The sequence below is a fragment of the Bacillus sp. MYb209 genome (genome assembly GCF_002975175.1).
GTDB lineage: Bacteria > Bacillota > Bacilli > Bacillales > Bacillaceae_G > Bacillus_A.
Map to the genome: position 1 here is coordinate 1 of NZ_PCNZ01000055.1, position 10,276 is coordinate 10,276.

A 10,276-nucleotide genomic window follows, 5' to 3' on the forward strand; every position below is an offset into this window, starting at 1 on the left:
TTATCATACAGCGTACAGGAGAAGCGATTAAAATTCTTATTCGGCAAATAAAAATTAAATGCATGTAAAAGAGGACTAGGAAACGGAATAGTCCTCTTTTTTATTTCATTTTATAGAGTAAAGGGGGGATTCCGTAATGGCACATGTCAGTACGGAGGATGCGATGAAAGCAAGAAATATTGACTTGATTTCATATCTGGAAGCAAAGGGAGAAACGTTTAAGAAAGAGGGAAACTATTACCGTCATACGGAACATGACAGTCTCATCGTTAAAGGGAATCAATACGCCTGGAATAGTCGTGGCGAAAAGGGCTATGGAGCGATTAGCTTTGCGATGATGTACTATGAAATGACATTTCCGCAAGCTGTATTAGACATCAATAAAGGGGATTACAAAGAGTTTGATCGTTCAAAAGCTGAAGAGGAACGCAAAAAAGAGCAGCAGCCTTTTAGTTATCCAAAACACTTAGAGGTGCCGAAACAAACAGAAATCAAGCAATACTTAATTGATGAGCGGAAAATAGATCCTCGCCTGGTGAACTGGCTGATTAAAAAGGAACTTATCGTCCAGGATAAGAAAAATAATGTCGTGTTCAAATGGAGAGAAGAAGGTGGCAAAGGGCAAGTAATTGGAATGAACCGTCAAGGCACTGTAAAAATGGAGAATAAAAGAGGCAGCTTTAAACAAATCGTCCCGAATTATGAAAAAATCAATGCAGGTTTTACGGTTGATGTGGGTAAGCCGGATAAGATCTATTTTTATGAAGATCCAATCGACATGTTATCACATTGGAGTATCAAGCAAAATAAAATACAAAACGCTCGCCTGGTCTCTATGCATGGATTGAAGTCAAAAACGGTGATTCAATCTTTAATGGATGCGAAAAAAGAAGGGCACGATATTAAAGAGGTCATTATGGCAGTTGATAATGATAAGGCTGGGAAAGACTTCATTCAGACGATGAAATGCTTTGTAGATCTTAAAGAGGATATCCCAACGCATGAAAAAGATTGGAACGATGTCCGGAAGAAACAAGTGAATGAACAACAGCCAAAAGAAACAGCACAACCAAAGAAAATGAAACCAATCAAAGAGGTGGAAAGAAGTGTCTAATATACCATCTATGCCAAACATACTACAGATTTTGATGTATGGTTTTATCCTTTATGTTCTTTTTCGTATTTTTAAATTTATGTACCGGAAGATCCAGGAGCGAAGAATATTAAAGCGAATGGCTAAGTCCGGTATTCGCTATATAGACAAAATGGACGGCCATCAATTCGAAGTATACCTAAAAGCTCTCTTTCGAGAGTTGGGTTATTCTCCAACAGTCACAAAGCAGTCAAATGATTTCGGAGCGGATCTGGTATTAAGGGGGAAAAATCGTATTGTAATCCAGGCGAAACGATACGGGATGAAAAATAGAGTGGGCATCAGTGCCGTACAAGAGATATATGCAGCGCAAGCTTATTACAAAGCACATGAAGGATGGGTTGTAACGAACAGTGTATATACAAGGCAGGCGAAAGAATTAGCGGAAGCTTGTAATGTAAAACTAATAGATCGTGTAGAACTTCAGAAATTGATTAATAAAATTAATCCCGAATATTCGGCTGAAGATGTATATCAAGGAGTAAAACCTGAAGAACGGAAATGCCCAACATGTAAAAATCATTTAGTCGTTCGAAATTCGAATAAAACAGGAAATAAGTTTTTTGGCTGTTCTCAATATCCTACATGTACACATACAGAACCAATCAGTAAATGAGCTGTGATGAAAATCCAGCTCTTTTTGTTATTTTTAGGAATTAACTTAAAAAATCATACTCTCATCAAAAAACGGCTTCTCAGATTTCGATATAACCAATGTTTATTTAAAAGTGAATGACATAAGACCTAAATAACAAAGGGTGTGTTGTAAGCGAAAATAAGTGGTTTAAAGTGAGTTAAGGATGTCATTAAGAATTTTTCTATAAAATATCTGAAAAACAAACGGATAACCTTGTAAGGTTGATTGTTTTGTTATAAAATAACCTTACAAGGTTATTTTATAAAGATAAGGAGTGAGAATATTGGAGAATACAGTAAAAGAAATCATTGATGATTTAGAGTATCTGTTCAGGAATGGAGAAATTGGCATGGAAGTAAGTAATCCGGCTTACTATCAGAGGTTTTGCAAAGTACTAGATGCAACAGAAATGCGCTATGATTTACACATTCACGAATATGATGAGGATTCTCTAGTTGTTAAATTAGTGTAAAATACAAATGTTTTAAGGGGTAAATTTTCTTGAAGTATAAAAAGGGAATGGGGAGGAAAAGGATATGAAAATTGGTACATCTGAATGGCTTTCTCTTAGTAAGGATATTAAGCTGAAGTTGATCCGTTTAGCTGTCATAGATAGTAAATTTAAGCAAGCAAAATAAAAACCCTTCATTTGCTTAACAGCAAACAAAGGGCTTAGTTAATGAGTGACTGAAGAAGAAGGAAATCTAGTCCATTTCCTTCTTTATTTATTGTAACATAAAAGGAAAAGCACAAACAAAGGAGAATTCCCATGAAAGAAATTAATAAATACATGACACCATCTGAAGCAGCTTTTTATTGGAGGATTCCTCGTGAGACAATTAAGAATAAATATAGCCCCTCTCTAATGAATGAGAAGCAAATAAATGATTTAGAGCGCATGTTACAAGAAGGTTTAGTGAAGTACTTTTTGCATCCGGAAGGGAAGCGTAAGGAATGGATTATAAGCCGGCAGGCAATGTATGAATGGTTTGGAGAACCAAAGGACAAGTAAGAAAGGATGATAAAAATGCAAGAGGAAACATTTTCTCTGTGGGGAAGTTTCAAGAGTGCATTTCGTTTGATTATTTGGTTTTGGATTGTTATGTTCTTGATATTTGGTGAAAGCTTGTTACAATAGAATCAAGTCGAAAGTCTAAATACCCTTAGGTAGCTCTCATAGGTGTAAGATCTATGGGGGCTTTTTTAACAAGGGGAACATAAAATTTCACGTACCGTAATGTTTAATAAAAAACAAAATACATAATCAATAGTCTACATTTAATCTTATGCTGAAGTAATCCGCTAAATGGATACTGTATTGTTTATTTTGGATAGATTTCTTGCGAAATATGTACCTAGAGCAGTATTTCAATTTAAATGTGATACGATAGTTATATATTCGTTTTGCTAGTAATAGGAGATGAGTGTCGATGAAAAACCACATAAAAGTAAATGAAAAAATCCTTCAAACAAATAAAAAATGTTCACATCTCAAGCAAAAACAAAAAGAACATATTTCTAATCGGTTACGTAGAGAATATACACAGTTTGTAAAAACATATCATAGAAAACCTAGAAAGTATGAACATGATGAGATTCTTCATGAAGTGATGAATCAAATACAGGAACGTGAAATTTGGATTCCTTATGGTGAAGTAAAAAGATATTATCTAAGCAAAATAGGAAAATGGTTTAGAAAAATAGAAAGTGAATGGGAATCACAAATATCCAACAGTGAAAAGCAGCAGGTATTGGGGTTTGTGTAGTAACGGAACAGAAACGGCAATAACACTCAAAACCCCTTACTATGTATTTTAATGTTCGATTTAAAAACTATTTTAGATTGAATGTCGTGGACATAATTAGATTTTTCTCTTCTTACTTTCTTTGCTTTAATAAGATTAAGACTGGTGACTTAGTTTCATTTCGTATGAAGGATTTTTTCTTATAATTCGAAAGAGAATGTTAATGGATTAAGTTAAATAAAAATCTATTGAAAATTAGGAAGTGTAAGAGTTATAAGGAATTAGTATTTTAATAAAAAAGGAGCAGGTAAAGCCATGAATCTTAACAAAGATTTAACATTGGATTGCGTATACTAAAAAGCGAGGTGATTTTAAAAATGAGAATTCTCATTGTGGAAGATGAACTTGATTTACAGCAATCCATCAAAGAGGGGCTTGAAATAGATGGATATGTGGTGGACACCTGTGATAACGGCGAAGATGCGTATGAACTTTTATATATAGAAAATTATGATTTGGTTGTTCTGGATCTTAATCTACCTAAAATGGATGGGTTGGAGGTCCTAGAAAAAATAAGAGATGAAAAGCCAGAACTAAAGGTACTGATATTAAGTGCAAGAAATAGTGTGAACGATAAAGTAAAAGGTTTGGACTTTGGAGCAAATGATTATCTTGCAAAACCTTTTGATTTTGCAGAATTGGAAGCGAGAATTCGAGGATTGTTAAGGAGGAGATTTATCCAGGAAAGCAGTTTTGTTTCCTGTGGAGATATCAACATAGATTTATCAAAGCGCATTGCTTTTGTATGTAATGAGAAACTTTCCCTTACAAAAAAAGAATTTGCTTTACTTGAGTATTTTTTACTCAATAAAGACAGAGTCATAAGCCAAGAAGAAATGATTGAACATATTTGGGATCAAAATGCAGATAGCTTTAGCGGTGCTATTCGTGTCCACATTGCAACATTAAGGAAAAAGTTGAAAGCAATTCTAAATTATGATCCGATTGAAACAAGAATTGGCCAAGGGTATTTTATTACTCAAAAAGGTGATAAAAATGATGATTAAAAAACTATCGCTCCGTTGGCGACTCACTTTAATTATTTCTGTACTTTTGGCAGTATGCTGTATTGGACTTACATTTATTCTCAATTTTTCTGCCAACATAATGGCAGAAACCATTGAGGCTACTCAAACGACACCTGCTAAACCCATTGGCGAGGAAGAAACTATTGTTGAGGAGGGAAGCGTTGGTGCAGAAGGAATCAACAGATACCCACCATTGGATATGAACCAAGATGTAAATTACGCAAAAGTAAATTTCCGTATGGAAAGTATCCTATATGCAATGATTATCATTTTGGCTGGTGGAGGTTTAACATATTATTTATCTGGAAAGGCTTTAAAACCACTTAAGCATCTAAACGAACAAGTCAAAAGCATCAATGCCCATAATCTTTCCAGGGCATTGGACGTACCACCTACTAAAGATGAAATAGCGGAACTTACAGGGTCCTTTAATACTATGACTGATCAGCTAAACGCTGCTTTTGAAATGCAACAACGGTTTTCAGCAAGTGCAGCACATGAGCTTAGAACTCCCCTTACGGTTTTGCAAACAAAGGTGGATGTGTTTAAAAAGAAAAATGTACACACAAGGGCGGAGTATCACACACTTATTACGGTTATTGAAAAACAGACAAGCAGATTAAGAGGTTTGGTAGGTAATCTTTTAGATATGAGCAATATGGATGAAATAATCCAACAGAATAATATTACTACGGAAGACTTATTTGAAGATATTATCTTCGAGCTTTCTGGTATTGCTAAAGAAAAGAATGTCCAATTGTCTTTGAATGGTGATAACAGCGTTATTCATGGGAATATAGATTTACTTTACCGTGCGTTTTATAACCTTGTTGAAAACGGTATAAAATATAATGTGAATGGTGGAAGCGTCACTATTGGAGTATCTGGTAGATCTGCTGAAAAGATTTTAATCACTGTAAAGGATACAGGTATAGGCATTTCTGAAATCGATAAGAAAAATATTTTTGAACCATTTTATCGTGTTGATAAATCTCGTTCCCGTGAAATGGGCGGAGCAGGATTGGGGCTTTCGATTGTAGAAACCATCGTTAAAAAGCATAAAGGCACTATTACTGTAAGTGACAACGAAACAGGTGGTACTTGCTTTACGGTAACGCTAAATAAAATGAAATCAAGCAAAATGTAAATACAGAGCTTTGAATAGAGGATGACCCTCATATTTTAAAGCTCTGTATTTTTTTGTGCATATTTGCATTTTCTTAACAGGGATTTAACATCGGTTGCTGTAAAATGACACTATCCAATCAAGTGGGAAGTTTCGTTGTACAGTTAATTAAAATAGTATCAAGAAGTTTTATCACTTGTGAAGAAATAAATTGATGGAGGATAAAGTTAATGTTTGAAATAAAAAATGTATCGAAGCAGTATAAAAGTGAATTCGCTTTATACAACGTCTCAATGAATATCAACAAAGGACTGAACTTTATTGTTGGTTCTTCGGGCAGTGGTAAAACCACACTTCTTAAAATCATGAGTGGTATGGAACAAGACTTTGATGGAGAGGTACTGTATTGCGGTAAAAATATCAAAGATTTATCTGCCAATGAAAAAAGTTATTTTTACAATAACATATTTGGCTTTGTATGGCAGGATTTTAACTTAATTGAGGATGCTACGGTTTTAGACAATGTACTGTTGTCAGAGTATCTAAAAGGTGAAAAAAATATAGAAAATGCTGAAAAAATCCTTAAAGATCTAAAGATCTTTAACTTAGCACACACAAAGGTGAAAAAACTTTCAGGTGGTCAAAAACAGCGTGTTGCCATTGCACGAGAACTTATGAAAAATCCAAAAGTCATTATTGCTGACGAACCCACAAGTGCTTTAGACGGAAAAAACGCAAAAATAACAATGGATATTTTAAGAGCTATTTCTAAAAATCGAACAGTTATTGTTGTAACCCATGATACATCTTTAATTTCTGAAGAGGATCATATATTTGAACTGGATAAGGGCAAGCTTATTTCAAAGTCAGAAATTCCATTTACAAAAACGCCTACACTTACAATGAAAAATCGTCCTAAGTTATCGCTGGAAAATTCTTTGTCACTTGCAAAATCTAATATAAAAAGTAAATTTGGGCGTTTTGCGGTAGCAACTCTCTCTCTTATGGTTGCGGCGATCCTATTGCTTACAACAGTGAATGGTGTAATTAACAACAGCAGTCAGGCAGAGTTTGATAAATTATTGGATACTTATAATGAAGGAATATTGAACATTTCCGTAGTTGGTAGTTTTACAAGTGCAAGCGGTACAGACGGAAATAAAGATGAGGGACCAAAAGCAGATGTAACACAGAACATAGGTGGATTATATGAACAACTTGTAAATGATAAGCGAGTAGAATTTGGAGTGCTTATACCAGATAATATTAAGAATATAAACATCAATGTTGGTGGAGAAGAATACAAAGTTGAAAGTACTGGTGCCGTACCTCACATTAACAAACTTTTATCGGGTAAAATGCCTATGGGAAACAGTAATGAGGTTGTTGTTCCTGAAAGCTTTGTGAAAAAATTAGGTATCGATAATAAACAAGCAATTGGAAAAGAGATGACCTTCAATAGTTCCATGTATAATCTGGAAAGTGGTGAACCTTTATTAAAAGACGTTTCAATAAAGGCAAAGATCGTTGGTGTAATTGATGCAAATTTAGTAAGTGAATATAAAGGACAGACGATGGAACAATACATTGATGATGCTTTCTTTTTTAGTAAAACTGCACTCGGTGAAATGAGAAAACAAGCGGAAATCCGTTCGGAACAGATGGATTTTATCATTCGTGCAAAAACTCCAGCAGATATGATTTCTATTAAAGATGAGTTAAATTCAAAAGGTATCGTTCCTATTGGCGATTTTGAACGAGTTGAGGACATTGTAAGACTTAATGCACAAACGACCGGACAGACTGAATCTGCAAGCCTTAGTATTACTCTTTTATCAGGTGTGATGGTAATGGCAATCTTTCTTATTACAGGCATTATGAGAAAAAGAGAATATGCCATTTATAAGATCAGCGGTTATAATAACAAGCATTTAAGCTTACTCATTTTCAGTGAAACAGTCATTACAATGGCTACGGCAATTCTTTTCTTGCTTGTTACCTCTCCACTTATCAATTTGGTAACAAAAGCCCAGTTTAGTGTTGATATTTTAAATGCAAAAATGCTGTTCACAGGTGTACTTTTGTTAGTGGGAGTTGCAGTTGTGGCATTTGGAGTAACTATCGCTACTTTTGTTAAAGTCAATGTATCCAAAGCGCTTAGGACTGGTGATCGATAATGATACATATAAAAAATCTTACAAAAAAGTATGATGAAACACTTATTTTTGACAATATGAGTTTTGATTTTCCAAGCAAAGGACTCATATGCCTTGTAGGTGCTTCAGGCAGTGGTAAAAGTACGCTTCTTAATATACTTGCTGGCTTTGACAGCACCTATGACGGTGAAATATCCGTAGGTGATACATCAATTAGTAGAATGAAAGTAGATGAGCTTTGTGCATATCGAAGAGACAATATCGGCTTTGTTTTTCAAAACTATCATCTTTTAAGTGGACATACCGTGCTTGAAAACATCTTGCTTTCCTCAGAGTTACATCCTGTGGGGAAAGCAGAATACATCAATAATGCTGAGAAGCTTTTAGATCAACTTGGATTGTCATCAAAGGCAAATGAAAATATAGAAAATCTTTCAGGTGGTCAAAAGCAAAGAGTTGCCATCGCAAGAGCGTTAATTAACAATCCATCAATTATCTTGGCAGATGAACCAACTGGAGCGTTAGACCGTAGCAATTCAACGGAAATAATGAAAATTTTGAAAGAAATATCAAAAGACTGTTTAGTCATAGTCATCACACACGATCAAAAAATCTGTGACTTCGCTGATGAGGTAATGTCTATCGAAAATGGTAGAATTGTTGCTGATAATAAAGTGGTTAAAGGCACTGAAAAAAGCGAGCATAAGGTTACATTTAATCCGACTGCAAGAGTTTCTGCTTTTAAAAGAGGACTTAAAAATTTCAAAGTACATTTCATGCGATACATGTTGGTCAGTTTAGCCATTTCTATCGGCATTCTTGCCTTTATGTTGTCCTTATCTTCAGGGAATATTCTGGAACAGTCTATTGCTGATTTCAAAGAAAAAAACACCGCCTTTAACAATGGCTACATCAAAGGGGAAGATGACGGAACAGTTTTTCAACTGTTAAAATCTGATCAGCGTATCGAAAATGTTTATTATCAATACAAAATTGATAATGTGTCTTTAAGCATAGAAGATAAATCTAAAACAATGATTGAGAAATATCCAACGCCAAAGGCTACCGAAAGCATGTCTTATGGCACTATGCCAAAAAGAGGAGCTAATGAAATATCCCTTACGCCAAGCCTTGCGAAAAAATTCAATAATAATTTCAAAGGTTTAATTGGTCAAAAACTCACATTAAAGTATGAAGGAAAAGAGTACAAGTTGAAGATAAGCGGTATCTTTAATGCTGGCTATGATGATTTCATTGTAAGCAGTGATGTTGAACAGAAGTTTTATAAGAATATTAAGGATAAAAAATGTTATTCAATTAGTTATGATGTGACAAGTTTTGATGATATTGTTTCTGTGAGTGAAATGCTGAAGGCAAAAGATATAGACAGTAAAAATGTTTCAAGCGAAATTGCAGCCTTACAAAATACCTTTAACAGCCTTAGCCGTCTGTTCCTAGTAGTATCTATTTTGATTTTAGCAATTGGTCTCTTTATCAGTGTTATTCTGCTTGTTAAATTACAAAATTCGAGATATAGGGAATTAGGACTGTTATCTGCACTAGGTTTTAGTAAAGGTACAATACGAAGAATGATTATTTGTGAGAATATATTGTTGTCGGGCTTGGCGTCTGTTTTTAATGCTGTCCTAATTGGTTGCATCTATGTAGTAAGTATTGCTTTTGATTTAAATCTAGTCATCACGATACTTCAAATGTTTCTCTCTATTCTTGCGACAGCAATTATTGTCATCATAATCAGCATAATAGCAAGCCATAAGCTTATTCATACTGAGCCAGCTGTTGCGCTAAGAAAGTAAATACCGCAATAGTAACATGGGATTTAATTGAACTCGTAGAGTATTTTGAACAAAAAGGTGTAAAGCTCATCAGTTTAAAAGAAAATTTTGATACACATACACCACAGGGAAAACTCATGTTAACTGTCTTTCAAGCATTTAGTCAGTTTGAACGAGATTTAATCGTCCAACGGACGAAAGAAGGAATGGAAAGTGCTAGAGCCAGGGGAAGAAAAGGTGGTCGCCCGAAGGTAAAAGAAAAATACATTGAAAAAGCCTTAAATCTATATGCTTCTAAAGAATATAGGGGTAGCACGCACATTTTAACCTTTTTATACGTTAAGGGATTCTCAAAACTCAATAGGAAAAGACCGCGAAACAAATGGGTAGCAGCATGGAAGAGTACGCGGAATCAATGAAGGGTGTTTTTGCCCATCCCCTCGAAAAGGGGGAATAAGGGGTTCAGACGAGATATATACGTTATCTTAACGAAGAAAATTAAAATATGAATTTAAAAGGGCCCTTACGTTGAATACATATACTCAACGTAAGGGCGAATTATTTTTGGTTTGAAA

The 10,276-nt window shown here is 34.7% G+C and carries 9 protein-coding genes and 1 pseudogene; all 10 read left to right on the forward strand.

Annotated features, from left to right (window positions below; genetic code table 11):
- The first annotated feature begins 136 nt into the window (after positions 1–136).
- A complete protein-coding gene (locus CQZ94_RS28905) occupies positions 137–1,114 on the forward strand; it encodes a DUF3991 and TOPRIM domain-containing protein (protein ID WP_105588197.1) in 978 nt (325 codons plus the stop codon).
- Entirely contained in the window at positions 1,107–1,769 is a 663-nt protein-coding gene (locus CQZ94_RS28910; RefSeq protein ID WP_105588198.1) for a restriction endonuclease, read from the forward strand. Before CQZ94_RS28905 ends, CQZ94_RS28910 begins: the two co-directional genes overlap by 8 nt.
- 304 nt (positions 1,770–2,073) lie before the next feature.
- The gene (locus CQZ94_RS28915) at positions 2,074–2,262 is read left to right on the forward strand and encodes a hypothetical protein (protein ID WP_000432338.1); all 189 of its coding nucleotides are present in this window, start codon (positions 2,074–2,076) and stop codon (positions 2,260–2,262) included.
- Between the two features lie 297 nt (positions 2,263–2,559).
- Positions 2,560–2,802, forward strand: a complete 243-nt coding sequence (locus CQZ94_RS28920) for a hypothetical protein (protein WP_078177275.1) — start codon at positions 2,560–2,562, stop codon at positions 2,800–2,802.
- 418 nt (positions 2,803–3,220) lie between these two features.
- A complete protein-coding gene (locus CQZ94_RS28925) occupies positions 3,221–3,556 on the forward strand; it encodes a transposase (RefSeq protein WP_078177276.1) in 336 nt (111 codons plus the stop codon).
- A 356-nt stretch (positions 3,557–3,912) separates the two neighbouring features.
- Entirely contained in the window at positions 3,913–4,602 is a 690-nt protein-coding gene (locus CQZ94_RS28930; protein WP_002193631.1) for a response regulator transcription factor, read from the forward strand.
- Entirely contained in the window at positions 4,592–5,770 is a 1,179-nt protein-coding gene (locus tag CQZ94_RS28935) for a sensor histidine kinase (protein WP_181149570.1), read from the forward strand. The genes CQZ94_RS28930 and CQZ94_RS28935 overlap by 11 nt, the downstream gene beginning before the upstream one ends.
- A 209-nt stretch (positions 5,771–5,979) precedes the next feature.
- Entirely contained in the window at positions 5,980–7,926 is a 1,947-nt protein-coding gene (locus CQZ94_RS28940) for an ABC transporter ATP-binding protein (protein WP_078177277.1), read from the forward strand.
- Positions 7,926–9,722 carry an ABC transporter ATP-binding protein/permease gene (locus tag CQZ94_RS28945; RefSeq protein ID WP_078177278.1) on the forward strand — a complete coding sequence of 599 codons (1,797 nt, stop codon included), beginning with the start codon at positions 7,926–7,928 and terminating at the stop codon, positions 9,720–9,722. The genes CQZ94_RS28940 and CQZ94_RS28945 overlap by 1 nt, the downstream gene beginning before the upstream one ends.
- Before the next feature lie 14 nt (positions 9,723–9,736).
- Positions 9,737–10,006, forward strand: a pseudogene (locus tag CQZ94_RS28950) (recombinase family protein); the annotation flags it as partial.
- Positions 10,007–10,276: the final 270 nt, after the last annotated feature.

Excerpts from the sequence above, each read along its gene's own strand:
- CQZ94_RS28905 (WP_105588197.1), top strand. The coding sequence starts at position 137 with ATGGCACATGTCAGTACGGAGGATGCGATGAAAGCAAGAAATATTGAC.
- CQZ94_RS28920 (WP_078177275.1), top strand. The coding sequence starts at position 2,560 with ATGAAAGAAATTAATAAATACATGACACCATCTGAAGCAGCTTTTTAT.
- CQZ94_RS28925 (WP_078177276.1), top strand. The coding sequence starts at position 3,221 with ATGAAAAACCACATAAAAGTAAATGAAAAAATCCTTCAAACAAATAAA.
- CQZ94_RS28930 (WP_002193631.1), top strand. The coding sequence starts at position 3,913 with ATGAGAATTCTCATTGTGGAAGATGAACTTGATTTACAGCAATCCATC.
- CQZ94_RS28935 (WP_181149570.1), top strand. The coding sequence starts at position 4,592 with ATGATGATTAAAAAACTATCGCTCCGTTGGCGACTCACTTTAATTATT.
- CQZ94_RS28940 (WP_078177277.1), top strand. The coding sequence starts at position 5,980 with ATGTTTGAAATAAAAAATGTATCGAAGCAGTATAAAAGTGAATTCGCT.
- CQZ94_RS28945 (WP_078177278.1), top strand. The coding sequence starts at position 7,926 with ATGATACATATAAAAAATCTTACAAAAAAGTATGATGAAACACTTATT.